At 61.9% G+C, this 15,706-nt stretch carries 15 protein-coding genes; 9 read left to right on the top strand and 6 right to left on the bottom strand.

Translation table 11 applies throughout. The features are described from left to right. Window positions 1-51: 51 nt before the first annotated feature. The gene (locus tag ACOQOT_RS04395; protein ID WP_420561160.1) at window positions 52-951 is read left to right on the top strand and encodes an MBL fold metallo-hydrolase; all 900 of its coding nucleotides are present in this window, start codon (window positions 52-54) and stop codon (window positions 949-951) included. 59 nt (window positions 952-1,010) lie between these two features. Here ACOQOT_RS04395 and ACOQOT_RS04390 read toward each other — a convergent pair whose 3' ends face one another. Together ACOQOT_RS04390 and ACOQOT_RS04385 are read right to left on the bottom strand one after the other, a co-directional pair. Further along, window positions 1,011-1,745 carry a DUF1499 domain-containing protein gene (locus ACOQOT_RS04390; protein WP_420561159.1) on the bottom strand — a complete coding sequence of 245 codons (735 nt, stop codon included), beginning with the start codon at window positions 1,743-1,745 and terminating at the stop codon, window positions 1,011-1,013. Window positions 1,746-1,816: 71 nt separating this feature from the next. After that, a complete protein-coding gene (locus ACOQOT_RS04385; protein WP_420561158.1) occupies window positions 1,817-3,457 on the bottom strand; it encodes a 3-(methylthio)propionyl-CoA ligase in 1,641 nt (546 codons plus the stop codon). Window positions 3,458-3,641: 184 nt separating this feature from the next. Here ACOQOT_RS04385 and ACOQOT_RS04380 point away from each other — a divergent pair, with 184 nt between their 5' ends. From ACOQOT_RS04380 to ACOQOT_RS04370, 3 genes are all read left to right on the top strand, one after another. Beyond that, window positions 3,642-5,126, top strand: coding sequence for an amidase (locus ACOQOT_RS04380; protein WP_420561157.1), 1,485 nt, complete (start codon window positions 3,642-3,644; stop codon window positions 5,124-5,126). Between the two features lie 71 nt (window positions 5,127-5,197). Continuing rightward, complete coding sequence (locus ACOQOT_RS04375) at window positions 5,198-6,583, top strand: aminotransferase (RefSeq protein ID WP_420561156.1); 1,386 nt, start codon at window positions 5,198-5,200, stop codon at window positions 6,581-6,583. After that, the gene (locus ACOQOT_RS04370; RefSeq protein ID WP_420561155.1) at window positions 6,583-6,987 is read left to right on the top strand and encodes a hypothetical protein; all 405 of its coding nucleotides are present in this window, start codon (window positions 6,583-6,585) and stop codon (window positions 6,985-6,987) included. The genes ACOQOT_RS04375 and ACOQOT_RS04370 overlap by 1 nt, the downstream gene beginning before the upstream one ends. A 211-nt stretch (window positions 6,988-7,198) precedes the next feature. Here the strand turns inward: ACOQOT_RS04370 and ACOQOT_RS04365 are convergent, their stop codons facing one another. From ACOQOT_RS04365 to pdxH, 3 genes are all read right to left on the bottom strand, one after another. Further along, on the bottom strand, window positions 7,199-7,954 hold the full coding sequence (locus tag ACOQOT_RS04365; RefSeq protein WP_420561154.1) for an SDR family NAD(P)-dependent oxidoreductase: 756 nt from the start codon (window positions 7,952-7,954) through the stop codon (window positions 7,199-7,201). A 67-nt stretch (window positions 7,955-8,021) separates the two neighbouring features. Further along, window positions 8,022-8,897 carry a cation diffusion facilitator family transporter gene (locus tag ACOQOT_RS04360; protein WP_420561153.1) on the bottom strand — a complete coding sequence of 292 codons (876 nt, stop codon included), beginning with the start codon at window positions 8,895-8,897 and terminating at the stop codon, window positions 8,022-8,024. 63 nt (window positions 8,898-8,960) lie between these two features. Continuing rightward, window positions 8,961-9,599 (bottom strand): pyridoxamine 5'-phosphate oxidase, encoded by a 639-nt coding sequence (gene pdxH / locus ACOQOT_RS04355; protein WP_420561152.1) that lies wholly within the window; start codon window positions 9,597-9,599, stop codon window positions 8,961-8,963. A gap of 171 nt (window positions 9,600-9,770) precedes the next feature. Here pdxH and ACOQOT_RS04350 point away from each other — a divergent pair, with 171 nt between their 5' ends. The 5 genes from ACOQOT_RS04350 to ACOQOT_RS04330 all read left to right on the top strand — a co-directional run bounded on the left by ACOQOT_RS04350 (window position 9,771) and on the right by ACOQOT_RS04330 (window position 14,636). Then, on the top strand, window positions 9,771-10,409 hold the full coding sequence (locus tag ACOQOT_RS04350; RefSeq protein ID WP_420561151.1) for a tetratricopeptide repeat protein: 639 nt from the start codon (window positions 9,771-9,773) through the stop codon (window positions 10,407-10,409). 122 nt (window positions 10,410-10,531) lie between these two features. Beyond that, window positions 10,532-11,722 (top strand): DnaJ C-terminal domain-containing protein, encoded by a 1,191-nt coding sequence (locus ACOQOT_RS04345; RefSeq protein WP_420561150.1) that lies wholly within the window; start codon window positions 10,532-10,534, stop codon window positions 11,720-11,722. Between the two features lie 170 nt (window positions 11,723-11,892). Next, the gene (fabI, locus tag ACOQOT_RS04340; protein WP_420561149.1) at window positions 11,893-12,705 is read left to right on the top strand and encodes an enoyl-ACP reductase FabI; all 813 of its coding nucleotides are present in this window, start codon (window positions 11,893-11,895) and stop codon (window positions 12,703-12,705) included. Between the two features lie 103 nt (window positions 12,706-12,808). Continuing rightward, on the top strand, window positions 12,809-13,900 hold the full coding sequence (aroC, locus tag ACOQOT_RS04335; RefSeq protein ID WP_420561148.1) for a chorismate synthase: 1,092 nt from the start codon (window positions 12,809-12,811) through the stop codon (window positions 13,898-13,900). 208 nt (window positions 13,901-14,108) lie between these two features. Then, on the top strand, window positions 14,109-14,636 hold the full coding sequence (locus ACOQOT_RS04330; protein ID WP_420561147.1) for a hypothetical protein: 528 nt from the start codon (window positions 14,109-14,111) through the stop codon (window positions 14,634-14,636). Here the strand turns inward: ACOQOT_RS04330 and ACOQOT_RS04325 are convergent. Beyond that, complete coding sequence (locus ACOQOT_RS04325) at window positions 14,633-15,688, bottom strand: class I SAM-dependent methyltransferase (RefSeq protein ID WP_420561146.1); 1,056 nt, start codon at window positions 15,686-15,688, stop codon at window positions 14,633-14,635. The genes ACOQOT_RS04330 and ACOQOT_RS04325 overlap by 4 nt on opposite strands. Between the last annotated feature and the right edge of the window lie 18 nt (window positions 15,689-15,706).

The following is a 15,706-nucleotide window of genomic DNA, read 5'->3' as shown; positions in this document are numbered from 1 at the left end:
GGCGGCGCTCAATCATGAATGCTGCGCGCCAGTTGAAGACGGGAGGCCCGAATGAGCAGCGAGATCCCTTTTGTGCGCGACATCGATATCGAATATGGCCGCTGCGACCAGGTATCGCCGCTGATCCGCCGGGTGACCGCCAATAATCCGGGCGGCTTCACCTTCAAAGGCACGGGCACCTATATCGTCGGCAAGGGCGAGGTAGCGGTGATCGACCCCGGCCCGCTGATGAACGATCATGTGGAAGCATTGCTGGCGGCGATCGAAGGGGAAACCGTTACCCATATCCTTATCACCCATACGCATATGGACCATTCGCCCGCCGCCGAGCCGCTTAAAAAGCTGACCGGCGCACCGACCCTCGCCTACGGCCCCCATGGCGGGGAGAAGAAAGACGACGGCGCGCGCGAGGAAGGCGCGGACTGGAAATTTCAGCCCGACATCAAGCTCGAAGACGGCGACACCATCGAAGGGGATGGCTGGACATTCGACGCGGTCTTCACGCCCGGCCATACCTCGAACCATATGTGTTTCGGACTGCGGGAAGAAAAAGCGCTGTTCACGGGCGACCATGTCATGGGCTGGTCGACCAGCGTGGTGAGCCCGCCCGACGGCAATATGAGCGACTATTTCAATTCGCTGAAAAAGCTGCTCGACCGGGACGACGAGATTTATTGGCCGACCCATGGGCCCGCCATCACCAATCCCCAATCCTTCGTGCGGGCCTATCTCGTGCACCGGCGCCAGCGCGAGGCGCAGATCCTGCGCCAGATCGAGGAAGGCCACACCACCATCCCGGCCATGGTCGAGACCATGTATGCCGACATCGACAAGCGCCTGCACCCGGCCGCCCGCCGCTCGGTGCTTGCCCATCTCATTCACATGGTCGAGACGGGCCGCGTTGCAACGGACGGCGCCCCCGGCATCGAGAACCAATACCGGCTTTCCTGAACGAAAACGCCCCGGCCTTTCTCAAGACCGGGGCGCTTCGATTAGAGAGTGCGGGCCTGTCAGCCGGCGTTTTTCAGATCGCTCAAAAACGCTTCGATGCGTTTGGCATTGGTGCCGAGATCGCTTTGCCCGACACGGGAGGCGGAACGCATATCGACAAGCGCCTTGCCTGCTTCCTCACGCACGCGGATCACCACATCGTCCTTGAAGCCCATCAGCGCGGTCGTATCCGTCGCCTCGATCGTGCCGTTTTCGACGGAGACGGCAACGACTTCCCAGCCGCGCTCTTTGACCAGCGCCAGCGCTTCTTCGAAGACCTGACCCGGATGACGCTCAATGAGCGCAGGTCCGAGATCCGGATAACCTGCCTGTTGCAGCTCACCGAGATTTCCCGGTTCTTCCCGTTCCAGGGAATTGTGCTGCGGGGTGCGCAGCGCCCGCACGGCGACGAATTTCGGCGGGTCCTGAAGGTCCGTCGAAATGTCGTGAATGCGCGGCACAGCGGAGCCTGCTTGCGCGGCAAGCAGCACCGGCACCGCAACGACAAGACCGAGCACCAGACCGGCGGCGGCAAAGACCGTGCCGCCCTTGCGGCCCATCAGCGTGATGGCGATACCGGCAACGCCGGACAGCGCCGCGGCAAGGCCGATCAGCGTGCTGCCCATCAGGCCGAAAATCGCCAGCCTGAAATCCATCACCCCGAGCCTGTGGCCGAGAACCGCGAGCACACCGACAACGGCGGCGAGCAGCGCAAGCCTGAAACTCCAACGCGCGAAAGCCGAGCGTTCGTTCATAATCCGTACCCCTTATACCCTTCACCGGTATTCTTGCCCTTGACCGGCACTCTCGATCGGCCGGCGCCCGCTTATTCGGCCGCATCGGCGGTCGGCAACTTATATCCTTTGAACTGCTCGCGCAGCGTCAGTTTCTGGATCTTGCCCGTTGCCGTGTGCGGGATCTCCTCGACGAAGACCACATCGTCCGGCATCCACCATTTGGCGATCTTACCTTCCATATAGCCGAGCACGTCTTCACGGGTCAGTGACTTGCCCTCTTTCGTGACGACGACAAGCAGGGGACGCTCGTCCCATTTGGGGTGTGCGATACCGATGACCGCGGCTTCGGCGATATCGGGATGGCCGACGGCGAGGTTTTCCAGCTCGATGGAGGAAATCCATTCCCCGCCCGACTTGATGACATCTTTCGAGCGGTCGGTGATCTGCATATAGCCGTCCGCGTCGATCGTGGCGACATCGCCCGTGTCGAACCAGCCATCGGCATCGAGAATCTCGCCGCCCTCGCCTTTCAGATAGGCTTTGGCGATGGCGGGGCCGCGCACCATCAAATGGCCGAAGGCCTTGCCGTCATTCGGCAGGTCGTTGCCGTCATCATCGGTGATTTTCATTTCCACCGTGAAGATCGCCCGGCCCTGCTTGCATTTCAGGTCGAGCTGCTGTTCGCGGCTGAGATCTTCATTGCCCGCTTTCAAGGAGCCGATCGTGCCGATGGGCGACATTTCGGTCATGCCCCAGGCATGGAAGACCTGCACATCGTAATTGTCTTCGAAAGCCTGGATCATGGAGCGCGGCGCCGCCGAGCCGCCGATTACCACGCGGTCGAGCTTGGGCAGTTTGGCGCCCGTCTTTTCCAGATATTGCAGCAGCATGAGCCAGACCGTCGGCACGGCGGCGGTGATGGTTACGCCTTCCTTGTCGAGCAGTTCGAAGATCGACTCCCCGTCCATCTGCGCGCCCGGCATGACGAGCTTGGCGCCCACAGCCGGCGCGGAGAATGCCAGCGACCAGGCATTGGCGTGGAACATCGGCACCACGGGCAGAATGCTGTCGCGCGAGCGCGCGCCCAGCGCGTCGGCATTATTGGCGGCGAGCGAGTGCAGCACGTTGGAGCGGTGCGAATAAAGCACGCCCTTCGGATTGCCCGTCGTACCGGACGTGTAGCAAAGACCGCAGGCGTCGTTCTCGTCCATCTTTTCCCAGACATGGTTGCCGTCTTCGGCCTCCACGATCTCGTCATAGCAATAGACGTTTTTCAGCTTCGTTTCCGGCATATGGGCCTTATCCGTCATCAGGATGAAGGCTTTGACGTTGGGAAGCTGATCGGCAATCGCTTCGATCACCGGCACGAAGGTCGTGTCGAGCAGGATGAAACGGTCTTCGGCATGGTTGATGATATAGACGAGCTGCTCGGCGAAAAGGCGCGGGTTCAGCGTGTGATAGACGCCGCCCATGCCGGTGATGCCGTACCAGCTTTCCAAATGCCGGTAGGTGTTCCAGGCCATGGTGGCGATAACGTCGCCCTTCTTGCCGCCCAGCTTCTTCAGCGCCTGGGAAAGCTTGCGGGCGCGCAGGTGAATATCCTTATAGGTGCAGCGGTGGATCGGCCCTTCGACCGTCCGTGTAATGATTTCGCGGTCACCATGAAAACGGTTCGCGTGATCGATAATTCTGTCGACCGTAAGCGGCCAATCTTGCATCAAGCCCAGCATGGCATGTCCCTCGCCTGTTTTGTGTGGCTTTTACCCCTTGTTGGGCCCGAGTTTAGAGTGAACCGCAGCGTCAAACAACGCTTGCCGCGCCGCCCCGGCGGCCTAAATTGGGGCCCTTTTGCCTTGTGAGCCCCCCAAAACCCCGATAACTCTTGTGAAAAAGAGAAATGAGGAGGAACGGAGCATGGGCGCGTCACAGATGGGTGCATCGCAGGGCGACTGGCATTTTCAACCCGCCTACCGGCTGCTGCAGGCGCTGGAGCGGGGCAAAACCTCCTCCGCCGAGCTTGTGGATTATTTTCAGGCCCGCGCGCAGGCCCATAACCCGGCGCTCAACGCCATTGTCGATCAGGATTTCGGCGCCGCCAAAGCGCAAGCCGAGGCGGCGGACGCCGCCCGCAAGCGCGGGGAAAGCTGGGGGCCCTTGCACGGGTTGCCCATGACCATCAAGGACGCGCTGGAAGTAGCGGGCATGAAGGCCGTTGGCGGGGCGCCGCAATTCGCCGGTCACCGCCCCACGCGCCATGCCGAGGCCGTTCAGCGCATCGTCAATGCGGGCGCCATCATTTTCGGCAAGACCAATGTGCCGTTCCTTTCCGGCGATCTTCAGACCTATAACGAGGTCTATGGCACGACAAACAACCCCTGGGACCTCTCTTGCGGGCCCGGCGGCTCCTCGGGCGGGGCAGCGGCGGCGCTTGCCGGCGGGCTGACGCCGCTCGAGCTTGGCAGCGACATCGGCGGCTCGATCCGCACGCCCGCGCATCTTTGCGGTGTCTTCGGCCATAAACCGACCTTCGGCATCGTGCCGAAACGCGGGCACATTCCGCCCGAACCCGGCGCGCTTGGCGAAGGCGATCTGTCCGTCGTCGGCCCGCTCGGCCTTTCCGCACAGGACCTTGCTCTGCTGCTCGGCATCGTGGCGGGACCGAACGAAGCGCAGGCCAAAGGCTTTACGCTGAACCTGCCGCGCCCGCGCGCCACCTCGCCCAAGGGCCTGCGCGTTGCGACCTGGTTCGAGGACCCCTTCTGCGACATCGACAAAGAAAGCACCGCGCTTTTCACCGAGGCCGCAAAGGCGCTGGAAACAGACGGCGCGATCATCGACTGGGAAGCGCGGCCGGATTTCACCCTGGCCGAGATCACCGAAGCCTATCTCATGCTGCTTCATGCCAATGTCGCCTCGCGCATGCCGCCCCATGTGAAAGAGCGCTGGGAGAAACTGAAAGCGGAAGGCGATCCCGCCGACAAGAGCCACGCCATGCTGCAGGCACGCGGCGGCACGCTTTCTTATGGCGACTGGCTGATCTGGCATGAAAAGCGCGAGCAGCTGCGCGCCAAATGGGCGGAGTTCTTCACCCGCTATGATGTGGTGCTCGCCCCGGTTTTGATGCGCCCGGCCTTTGCCCATGACCACACCTCGAACTGGCATGCGCGCACGCTGGAAGTGAACGGTAAGAACCGGCCTTATATGGATGTGCTGATCTGGGCGGGACCGGCGGTGCTCTGCCATTTGCCCGCGAGCGTTGCCCCTGTCGGCATTACGCAGAAGGGCCTGCCCGTCGGCATTCAGATCATCGGCCCGCATCTGGAAGATTATACGACCATTGCCGTTGCCGGCATGCTGGAACAGGCGCTCGGAGGCTTCAAACCGCCGAAGGGGTTTTAAGCCCGCCGCGCCTTTAATAATGATGCAATAAGGCCCACCTAAAAGCGGCCCGGTTCATCTAGGAGTATTTCATGACTGGTCTTTCCAACGCCGCCAAGCGGGACATCGAAACCGTCCTGCACCCTTACACCAATCTCGACACGTTCCGCAGCACGGGGCCGCTGATCATCGAGCGCGGCGAAGGCATTCATGTCTTCGACAGCGAGGGCAAGGAATATATCGAAGGCATGGCCGGGCTCTGGTGCACCTCGCTCGGCTATAGCGAGGCCGAACTCATCGACGCGGCGACCGAGCAGATGCGCCAGCTTCCCTTCGGCCATGTCTTTGGCGGGCGCAGCCATGAGCGCGCCGCCGAGCTTGCCGAAAAGCTGAAAGCCATTGCGCCCCACGACGCCTCGAAAGTGCTTTTTTGCGGCTCGGGCTCGGAGGCGAACGATCAGCAGATCAAGCTCCTTTGGTATTACAACAACGCCAAGGGCCGGCCGGAGAAGAAAAAAATCATCTCGCGGCTGCAGGGCTACCACGGCGTCACCGTCGCATCGGGGTCGCTAACGGGCCTGCCCGCGAACCATATGGATTTCGATCTGCCCATCGAACGGATTTTCCATACCGGCAGCCCCCATTATTACCGCCAGGGGGAAGCGGGCGAGAGCGAGGAAGAGTTTTCCGCCCGCCGCGCGCAGGAGCTGGAAGAACTGATCCTGCGCGAAGGGCCGGAGACGGTTGCCGGCTTCATTGCCGAGCCCATTATGGGCGCGGGCGGCGTCGTCATGCCGCCCCAGGGCTATTTTGAAAAAATTCAGGCGGTGCTCGATAAATACGACATCTATTTCATTTCCGATGAAGTGATTTGCGGCTTTGCGCGCACGGGCAACATGTTCGGGGCGCAGACTTTCGGCATGAAGCCGGATTCCATTTCCGTCGCCAAGGCGCTTTCTTCCGCCTATGTGCCCATCGGCGCCGTCACGATCGGCGAGGACATGTATCAGGCGATGATCGATGAAAGCAAAAAGATCGGCACGTTCGGTCACGGCTTTACCTATACCGCCCACCCTGTCGCCGCTGCCGTTGCCTGCAAGACGCTGGAGATTTACGAAAAACGCGACATCCTTTCGCATGTGCGCGCCGTCGCGCCTACGTTCGAAAAACGCGTGATGGGCTTTGCCGATCATCCGCTCGTCGGCAATGCGCGCGCCAAGGGGTTGATCGGGGCGATCGAGCTTGTCGCCGACAAAGAAACGAAGAAGAGCTTCGACAAGTCCGCCGCTATCGGCGCGGTCGCCATGGGCGCGGCGCAAAAGCACGGGCTCATCGTGCGGGCGCTGGCAGGCGACATTATCGCCTTCTGCCCGCCGCTCATTATCAAGGAAGACGAGATCGGAGAAATGTTCGACCGCATGGCCCGCGCGCTCGACGATGTGGAAGCCCATGTCCGCAAAGAAGGACTGAGAGGCTGATGGCGCGCGAATACCGGTACCACCTGACCTTTACCGGCATGGCCCAGCCTGAAGATGAAATGGGCATGGTCATGCTGATCGAAGGGGAAGCGGAAGGCGCGGGCGCACCTTTCTCCGGCACGGCCCGCTTTTCCTCCCGCGTTGAAACGGAAGGCGAGACGGGTTTTACCGAGACGGGCGAGGTCACCTTCCCGGAAGGGACCTTGCGTTTTTCCACCGAAGGTTACGGCCTCATCACACCAAGCGCGGATGAGCGCAAGCAGCATGGCCGCGTAAGTTGGGTCATCGAAGGCGGTAGCGGGGCTTTTGCCGGGGCAAGCGGGTTCATTCTTTCGAACTTCACCGTTTCGGACGAGGCAAAGGTGAGGGACAGCCAGGCTGCAGTGGTTTTTGTGCCGGATTGAGGTTCACAGCCTCGTCACCCCCCTCAGTGTCATGGCCCGGCTTGTCCGGGCCATCCACGGCATCCCGCACAGCACCCAGATGTGCCACCCGTGGATGCCCCGCATAAAGCGGGGCATGACAATGAATGGGAAAAGGGCAAGGCACTGCGTACCATCAACCACCGCGCGTCACCCCGGCCTCCGAGCCGGGGTCCATGCCACACGCACAGTCTCAGACGTGCTGGCCGCCATTAATGTGGATTTCAGAGCCCGTCACGTAGGACGACTGTTCCGTACACAGATAATAAACGGTCTTCGCCACTTCTTCCGGCAGCCCCAAGCGCCGCAGCGGAATTTCCGCCACGATCTTGTCGGTGCCGGGCGAAAGGATCGCCGTGTCGATTTCCCCCGGCGCGATGGCGTTGACTCGGATGCCGAGCGGGCCGAGATCGGAGGCCATTTCCCGTGTCAGCGCGGCAAGCGCCGCCTTGGAGGTCGCATAGGCAGAGCCTGCGAAGGGATGCACACGGGTACCGGCGATCGAGGTCACATTGACGATGGAGCCTTGCGCGGCTTTCAGCTCTTCCACAAGGCCGCGGGCAAGCATGACCGGGGCCATGAAATTCACCTGAAAGACCTGCCGCCAGGCGCTGTCTTCGGTTTCCAGAATGCCGAGCCGCGAGCCGCCCTCGCCCTTCGGCGAGATGGCCGCGTTATTAACAAGCGCGTTCAGGCGGCTGCCCTGGTCTTTCAGCCGCTCGCGCATTTCGGCCACCGCCTCGGCGGTATTTTCCGGGTCCGCCAGATCCACCTGAATATGATCCTCGGGCCCCGCATCCCAGGGGCAATTTTCCGGAAAAGGATGGCGCGAACAGGTGATCACCCGCCAGCCTGCGCTTGAAAAGCGCTTCACGGTGGCATGGCCGATCCCGCGGCTCGCGCCGGTCAGGATCAGGGTCTTGCGCTCATTGTTCGGGATCTGTGTCATGGGCGCAGTCTATCCGCCTTTCAGCCAATCACAATGGCAAAGAAGGGATGGGAGAATTCACGCCGCTTCACGTCCGCAGGAGCTTCGGCACCCGTTCCAGCCCTGCCGGGTCCTGGTGAATGAGCACTTCGGAGCCGGGAAAAAGCGCCTCGATTTCCTTCTCGATATCGTCGGTAATGCGGTGCGCTTTCATCAGGCTGAGCGAGCCGTCGAGCTCCAGATGAAACTGGATGAAGAGATTGGCCCCGGACATGCGGGTACGCAGATCGTGCATGCCGACGGCTTCCTCGTGAGCGGCCACGACCTGCTTGATCCGGTCGCGGTCCTCTTCGGACATCTCTTTGTCCATAAGCTGGTCGCCCGCATTGCGCACGATCTGCAGGGCGCTCCAGGCGATAAACCCGGCAATGACGAAGCCGAAAATGGGGTCCGCCCAGGCCAGCCCGAAAACACCGGAAAGCAGAAGCGCGGCGATCACCGAGAGATTCATCAGCAAGTCGCCGCGATAGTGGATCGAGTCCGCTTCGATGGCGAGGGAGTTCGTCTCCCGCACCACTTTGCGCTGATAGGCAACGAGCGCGAGCGTCAGCGCGATGGCGAGAACCGTTACAACGATGCCGATAAGCGAGCGCGACAGCGGCTCGGGGGTAATGAGCCGGCTCGCGGATTCATAGGTGATGTAGCCGGCGGAAATGAAGATGAAGACCGACTGGCCGAGCCCGGCCAGCGCTTCGGCCTTGCCGTGGCCGAAACGGTGATCGCGGTCCGCCGGTTCCAACGCGAAACGCACGGCAAAGAGATTGACCAGAGAGGCCGTGCCATCGAGCAGGGAATCGAGCAGTGTGCCGAGCATGGCCACGGAGCCCGTCAGCCAGAAGGCGCCCGCCTTCATCAGAACAAGCGTCAACGCGACGGCCACGGCAGCATAAGTTGCCCGCTTCATCAAAAGGGGGCCAGCGATTTGGCTCCCGGCAGCAGGGTTTTGGGGTGCGTTCATGCAGGCAACTTACGGGAAGAGACGCTCGGTGCGCCAGTGCCCATGCGGCCCCTCGCGCAGGAAAACGAGGCGGTCATGCAGGCGGAACGGCCGGTCGCGCCAAAACTCGATACGCTCAGGCACGATGCGGAAACCGGACCAGTATGGCGGGCGCTCCACTTCTTTCAGCGCATATTTGGCGGCGTATTTCGCCACTTCCTTTTCCAGCGCAAACCGGCTTTCGAGCGGGCGGGACTGGCGCGAAGCCCAAGCGCCGATCTGGCTGTCCTTGGCACGCGTAGCGAAATAGGCATCGGCTTCCGCATCGCTCACCCGCTCCACCTGGCCGCGCACACGCACCTGGCGGCGCAGGCTTTTCCAATGGAAACAGAGCGCGGCCTTGGCGTTGGCGGCAAGCTCGCGGCCCTTGTCGCTTTCTAGGTTCGTGTAGAAAACGAAGCCCGCCTCATCGAACCCCTTCAAGAGCACCATGCGCACATCCGGCAGCCCGTCTTCATCCGCAGTTGCCAGGGCCATGGCGTTGGGGTCGTTCGGCTCTTTTTCACCGGCCAGCTCCAGCCAGTCGCGGAACAGCGCGAAAGGATTGCCGGAGGCGAAAATATCCTCATCGGTCTTGGCGCTGTCTGAATTTTCCGTCTTTGCCGTCATCGTCCTTACGTCCTGTCCCTTGACTGGTTCCGCTGGCTGATCTTACTGGCCGGTTCCGCTGGCCAATCGCCGGGTCTGCGTTTTATATAGGCTGGATGAGCGCTTGTCCCACCAATGCCCCGATCTTTAATCCATATCAAGGCGGCACGGCAGGCGCTTCTTGGGGGATCAATGCTGCATAAGCCGCTTTCATTGGCCCGCGCACCGTTTATCCGCGCCGCTCTCTTAAGCGCTGCGCTGGCGTATCTGCCTGCCCTGCCCGCTTTTGCGAACCCTCAGGCCATTGCGCCCGGCGAACAAGTCTTGCCGGAGGAGGAACGCATCAAGGCCTTTCAGGCAGGGGTTGCCGCCTATGATGCGGGCGATTATGCGCGTGCCTATGAGATCTGGCTGCCGCTTGCCAAGCTCGGCGATCTGGCCGCCCAGCGCAATGTCGGCCATTTGCTGCGCCTCGGGCGGGGCACGGCGCGCGATCTGCCCCGCGCGCTTTATTTTTATGAGCGCGCTGCCGATGCGGGGCTGAACGCCGCCGCGCTCAATGCCGGGACCTTGCTTTTAGGGGCCGAGGGCATCGAGCGGGACACGGAAGATGCCGCCGACTATTTCATGCAGGCCGCGCAGGACGGCTACCCGGAAGCGCTTTACCAGCTCGCCCTTCTAACCGAAGCCGGAGACGGGACCGGCAAGGACCCGGCAAAAGCCGACAGGCTGATGCGCCTTGCCGCCTTTCTGGGTCATGAAAAGGCCCGCGCGCGCATCGGGCTCGACACCCGCCTCGATGAGGTCCGCGCGCCCTCGAACGCCTCTTAAGGCGGCCAACTCCCCGTTTCGTGCGGCTGACGCGCCCGTGATGCAGGCTTTAACCTTTTGGTATCCAAGCGCCTTTATGATTTGAGAAGAGATTGTTAACCATATGCGCGGGATCAGCGGCGTTGCGTCAGCCCCATGAAATCCTCGGCGTCCCCCGGAATGCCTCGAAAGATCAGATCAAGGCCGCCTACCGGCGCTTGGCCAAGCTTTATCATCCCGATTTCAACAGCGGCGATACGATTGCCGAGGCCCGGTTCAAGGAAGTCACCAACGCCTATCAGCAGATGAGCGCGCCGAAGCCCGAGCCCCTGGGCATGGACCGGCCGCGCCCGCAGCCCGGCAGAGCCCAGCCCAATGGGCGCAGCGGCCCTTTTGCAGGCGCGCAAAAGGAAGGCGACAGCCGCGCCGGGTTCCGCCAGCGCAAATCCTATCAGGACGCCAAAGAGGACAAGACCGCCGCCGGTTCTCAGTCCGCTTCCGGCGGTGCGGATGCAAAAGCCCGCCCCAAACAGGAAGCGCCCCGCCGGGACGCACCGAAGCAGGAACGCGCCCAAACTCAAACCCGCGAGCGCGCACACACTGCTCAAAGCCGCAAGAGCGATTTTCAGGACGAATTGAACCGGGCCCGCGAAGGCGCCCAAAGAGGTGCTGAGAAAACCGCCGGGCGCGCCCGCACAGAAGAACCCGAAACCGTCAGCCGCGCCAAACCGGAAGGGGAAAGCGCCTCGGCCTTTGCCGGGTTCTTTTCCGGCCTGCGCCGCGCCGGCAAACAGGCCGTGGGCGGGGCAAGCGGGGAAGATGAGGATTACACGCTCACCGTTTCCTTCACCGATGCCGCACTCGGCGCGACGAAACGGGTGAAACTGGCCAGCGGCAAGGTGCTGGATGTCAAAATTCCCGCCGGGCTTTCCGAAGGCCAGCAGATCCGCCTGCGCGGCCAGGGCGAACCCGGCCGCTTCGGCAGCACGCGGGGCGATGCGCTGATCACCGTCACGATCGAGCCGCATGAGGATTTCGAGCGGGAGGGGCTCGATATTTCCGCCAATGTGCCCATCGGTCTTGCAGAGGCCATTCTGGGCGCGAAAATCCGCGTGAAAACGCTGCATGGCTCCGTCGCCGTCACGGTGCCGCCGGGCTCTTCCAGCGGGCGGCGGCTGCGCCTTCAGGGTCAGGGTATCCGCCCCGCGGGCGGCGGCAAAGCGGGCGATCATTTCGCCACCTTGCAGATCGTGCTGCCCGATGAAATCGACCCGGCGCTGAAAAGCTTCATCGCCGGATGGGCGCAAGGAAAAGGCGGCAGGGAAAACGCTTGAAGTGCCGCCATGCTGCGCTGCAAACTGCTAATACCCTGATTTATCCCACTTTTCCGCCGATTTGCGCGTAGCTTTTCCCTAGACCACCCCCGTCTTTTGTGTAGGATGCCCGCCCGAAAGGTGAACGCGCGGCGCGCTCGCCGAGTGAGCAGCTATCCAAGGACAGAATCATGAGCGGAACCGGGCAATTGATGGCGGGCAAACGCGGCCTCGTAATGGGTGTCGCCAACAACCGGTCGATCGCCTGGGGAATCGCCAAGGCCTGCGCCGATGCAGGCGCCGAGCTGGCCTTCACCTATCAGGGCGAGGCGCTGAAAAAGCGCATTGAGCCGCTGGCCGCCGAAGTGGGCTCCAATCTCGTCATGCCGTGCGATGTGACGGACCCGGCCAGCATGGATGCCGCCTTCGGCGAGATCGAGAAAGCCTGGGGCTCCATCGACTTTCTCGTTCATGCGGTCGCCTATGCGCCCAAGGAAGCGCTGACCGGGCGCTATGTCGATACCTCGCTCGAACAGTTCACCACTGCCATGGCGGTGTCCTGCCATTCGCTTGTCGCCGTCTCCCAGCGCGCGGAAAAGCTGATGACGGAGGGCGGCTCAATTATCACGCTGACCTATTACGGCGCGGAAAAAGTCATTCCCCATTACAACGTCATGGGCGTGGCGAAATCGGCGCTGGAAGCTTCCGTGCGCTACCTCGCCGTCGATCTCGGCAGGAACAATATCCGCATCAATGCCGTCTCCGCCGGGCCAATCAAGACGCTGGCGGCATCCGGCATCGGCGATTTCCGCTATATCCTGAAATGGAACGAATTGAACTCGCCCCTGAAGCGCGGCGTGACCATCGAAGAGGTCGGCAAGACCTCGCTCTATCTCCTCTCCGACCTCGGCACGGGCGTGACCGGCGAAGTGCATCATGTGGATGCGGGTTATCACGTCGTGGGCATGAAGGCGGAAGACGCCCCGGACATGAGCATCGTTTAAAGGCCGCCTGCCCCGAAAGCCGCGATTTGACGGGTTCTGCGCGCGGGGATAGAACCTCAGGCATGGCGCGGGGCGCGGGGCCGCCGCAATCCGGAGCGGGTTAATGTCGCATAACACATACGGCCATCTTTTCCGCGTGACGACCTGGGGCGAAAGCCACGGGCCGGCACTTGGCTGCGTCATTGACGGCGTGCCGCCGCGCATTCCGCTGACCGAAGCCGATATCCAGCCCTTTCTCGACAAGCGCCGCCCCGGCCAGTCGCGCCACACGACCCAGCGCCGCGAGGCGGACCAGGTGCGCATTCTTTCCGGCGTTTTCGAAGACCCGGAAACGGGCGAGCAGGTAACGACCGGCACGCCGATTTCGCTGATCATCGAAAATACCGATCAGCGCTCGAAAGATTACGGCGAGATCAAAGACCGCTATAGGCCCGGTCATGCCGATTACACCTATGAAGCCAAATACGGCATTCGCGACTATCGCGGCGGCGGGCGCCAATCCGCCCGCGAGACGGCGGCGCGCGTGGCAGCCGGCGCCATCGCCCGCAAGGTGATCGGCGGCATTAAAGTGCGCGGCGCGCTGGTGCAGGTCGGCCCGCACAAAATCGACCGCGCCAATTGGGACTGGGACGAAACCGCCCGCAACGATTTCTGGAGCCCGGATGCCAAGGCCGCCGAACTTTGGGAAAGCTATCTCGATGAGGTGCGCAAGGCAGGTTCTTCCTGCGGCGCGGTGATCGAGGTGGTGGCCGAAGGTGTGCCTGCCGGGCTGGGCGCGCCCATCTACGCCAAGCTCGATACCGATATTGCGGCAGCCTTCATGAGCATCAATGCGGTCAAAGGTGTGGAGATCGGCAACGGCTTTGAAGCCGCTTCCCTTAGCGGTGAAGAAAATGCCGATGAAATGCGCATGGAGAACGGCAAACCCGCTTTCCTGACGAACCATGCCGGCGGCATTCTGGGCGGTATTTCGACGGGACAGGACGTTATTGCCCGCTTTGCGGTGAAACCCACCTCCTCCATCCTTACCCCGCGCCGCTCCGTCACGCGCAAGGGCGAAGAGGTGGATGTGCGCACCAAAGGCCGCCATGATCCTTGCGTCGGTATTCGCGCTGTGCCTGTGGGCGAGGCGATGATGGCTTGCGTCCTTGCCGATCATTTGCTGCGCCACCGGGGCCAGACGGGCGGGCTCTGAGCCTTTCCTTTGCGCGCTGCTTATAGGCTTGTTGCCGCATATCTGTGCAGCCTTTGCCTTTCGTGCTGAAAATCCGGTCGTTTTTCCGGCGCTTTCCTCTCGAAAGCCCCGCTTCCTCCCTTTTGCAAAAAGCGCCGACCGGCACGGGCTTTGCGTATATGCTTAAGGTGCGTATTCGAGGGAAGCACGACGCGAGGCGGGACCGGCTTTGAAAAACGATAGCGGCACAATCATTCCCATTCGCTATGAAAGCGGCAACGGCGAAATGATGGTCTATGGCGGCAGCCTGCTCGGCCTCTTTTTGCTCTCCCTGGCGGTGACGCGCTTCGACGGCATTCTGCTGCTTGCCGCGATTGCTGCATTCGGCGTTGCCTATTACTACGCGCCCCTCACCTTCCGCCGCCATCCGCCGCTGCAGGTCTCGCCTGAAGGGTTCTACATCGAAGGGCTCGGCCTTCTGCCCTGGAGCAAGATTGCCGGTATCCGCATCTATAACAAGGCCGTGCGCAATATCCGCAATGCCGAGCTTTATCTCATTCTGCACGCGCCCATCGAAAAGGCAGTGGTGCGCGAGCGTGAGCCTGAAAGCTGGCGGCGTTATATGTATTCGGTATGGAAGCCGGTATCGGAAGGGGAGTTGACGGTGAAGCTTGAACCGCTCGCCGTCTCACCGGAACAGCTCGGCGATGTCATCCGCGCCCGGATTGCCGAGGCACGCAAGGCCGGCCGCGCTTAAGCCTCTTTTTCAAAAGCCATGACCTTGCTTAAGAATGCCGTCTCGGTGCTCACAAGTTTGAGGCCGTGCGCCGCGCAGAGCGCACTAAAATCTTCCTTGAGGAAAGACGTGAAATAAGGCTCGTGAAAGCCGACGGGGAAAAACTCCAGCAGCCCATCATAATCCTCCCTGTCGCCCTGCTGCAGCGAATCCGTGAGCACGAAAAGCCCGCCGGGTTTCAAAACCCGCGCTACCTCGCCGATCACCGCGCGTCTGATTTTGGGCGGCAGTTCATGAAAGAGATAGATGGAACTGACGATATCGAGGCTTGCATCGGCCAGCGGCAGTCTCTCGGCCAATCCCTGCACTGGCTGCACGCCGCGCCAGCGCTTCACATTACGCCGGGCTTCTCCCAGATAAGCATGCGAGAGATCGAGCGCTAGGACGGAAAGGCGCGGCCAGCTTGCTTTCAGATCGCGCAAGAAACGGCCCGTGCCCGCGGCCAAATCGAGGAAAGAGACCTCGCGCTGGTCTCTTCCTTCCATCCACCGGGCAATGGGCACCAGCGCCTGGCGGCGCATCATATCGGCGGTACCGGAGAAAAGAATTTCGACCTGCGTGTCGTAAATCCGGGCACTGTCTTCGGAAAGCCAGCCATCGGTCTGATAGTGGAAGTTTTGCAGATAATAGCGCGGATAGGCACGCGCACCGGGCTCGCCCCGCAGTTTCTCGCGCACCTCGCTATGGCCGCGCGACAGGCGGCGCTCATCGAGTCCCGGCATATCGGCGAAGAAACGGCGGGATTTTTCGAGCGCTTCACCGAGCGGCAAAAGCGGATCAGCAGCGCGGTAAGTCCCGCGCGCCACATGGGCGGCATCCTTCTCGATCAGCTTGCGGATTTCGCCGAGCATCCCCTGCCATTTCGGAAAAGCGCCTTGCGGTTTGAAAGGCGCTTCGCCGGGCGGTGTCAGCGGCCCGCGCATCCGGTTCACCGCCAGATAATGGGCAGCGTACCAGCCGATCCGCGCCGTCTGGGACAGGCCATGCCGCCAGCTTTCCAGCATCCGTGCCATATGCGCCTCGCTCGCAAC

The sequence above is a fragment of the Tepidicaulis sp. genome (assembly GCF_965222285.1).
GTDB lineage: Bacteria > Pseudomonadota > Alphaproteobacteria > Parvibaculales > Parvibaculaceae > Tepidicaulis.
The sequence above is the reverse complement of the archived record's forward strand: the minus strand, read 5'-3'. Positions and strand labels throughout refer to the sequence as shown.

Coding starts and splice junctions, on each gene's coding strand:
- ACOQOT_RS04375 (WP_420561156.1), top strand. CDS start 5,198: ATGACTGGTCTTTCCAACGCCGCCAAGCGGGACATCGAAACCGTCCTG.
- ACOQOT_RS04325 (WP_420561146.1), bottom strand. CDS start 15,688: ATGGCACGGATGCTGGAAAGCTGGCGGCATGGCCTGTCCCAGACGGCG.
- ACOQOT_RS04395 (WP_420561160.1), top strand. CDS start 52: ATGAGCAGCGAGATCCCTTTTGTGCGCGACATCGATATCGAATATGGC.
- ACOQOT_RS04390 (WP_420561159.1), bottom strand. CDS start 1,745: ATGAACGAACGCTCGGCTTTCGCGCGTTGGAGTTTCAGGCTTGCGCTG.
- ACOQOT_RS04385 (WP_420561158.1), bottom strand. CDS start 3,457: ATGCTGGGCTTGATGCAAGATTGGCCGCTTACGGTCGACAGAATTATC.
- pdxH (WP_420561152.1), bottom strand. CDS start 9,599: ATGACGGCAAAGACGGAAAATTCAGACAGCGCCAAGACCGATGAGGAT.
- fabI (WP_420561149.1), top strand. CDS start 11,893: ATGAGCGGAACCGGGCAATTGATGGCGGGCAAACGCGGCCTCGTAATG.
- ACOQOT_RS04380 (WP_420561157.1), top strand. CDS start 3,642: ATGGGCGCGTCACAGATGGGTGCATCGCAGGGCGACTGGCATTTTCAA.
- ACOQOT_RS04370 (WP_420561155.1), top strand. CDS start 6,583: ATGGCGCGCGAATACCGGTACCACCTGACCTTTACCGGCATGGCCCAG.
- ACOQOT_RS04365 (WP_420561154.1), bottom strand. CDS start 7,954: ATGACACAGATCCCGAACAATGAGCGCAAGACCCTGATCCTGACCGGC.
- ACOQOT_RS04350 (WP_420561151.1), top strand. CDS start 9,771: ATGCTGCATAAGCCGCTTTCATTGGCCCGCGCACCGTTTATCCGCGCC.
- aroC (WP_420561148.1), top strand. CDS start 12,809: ATGTCGCATAACACATACGGCCATCTTTTCCGCGTGACGACCTGGGGC.
- ACOQOT_RS04360 (WP_420561153.1), bottom strand. CDS start 8,897: ATGAAGCGGGCAACTTATGCTGCCGTGGCCGTCGCGTTGACGCTTGTT.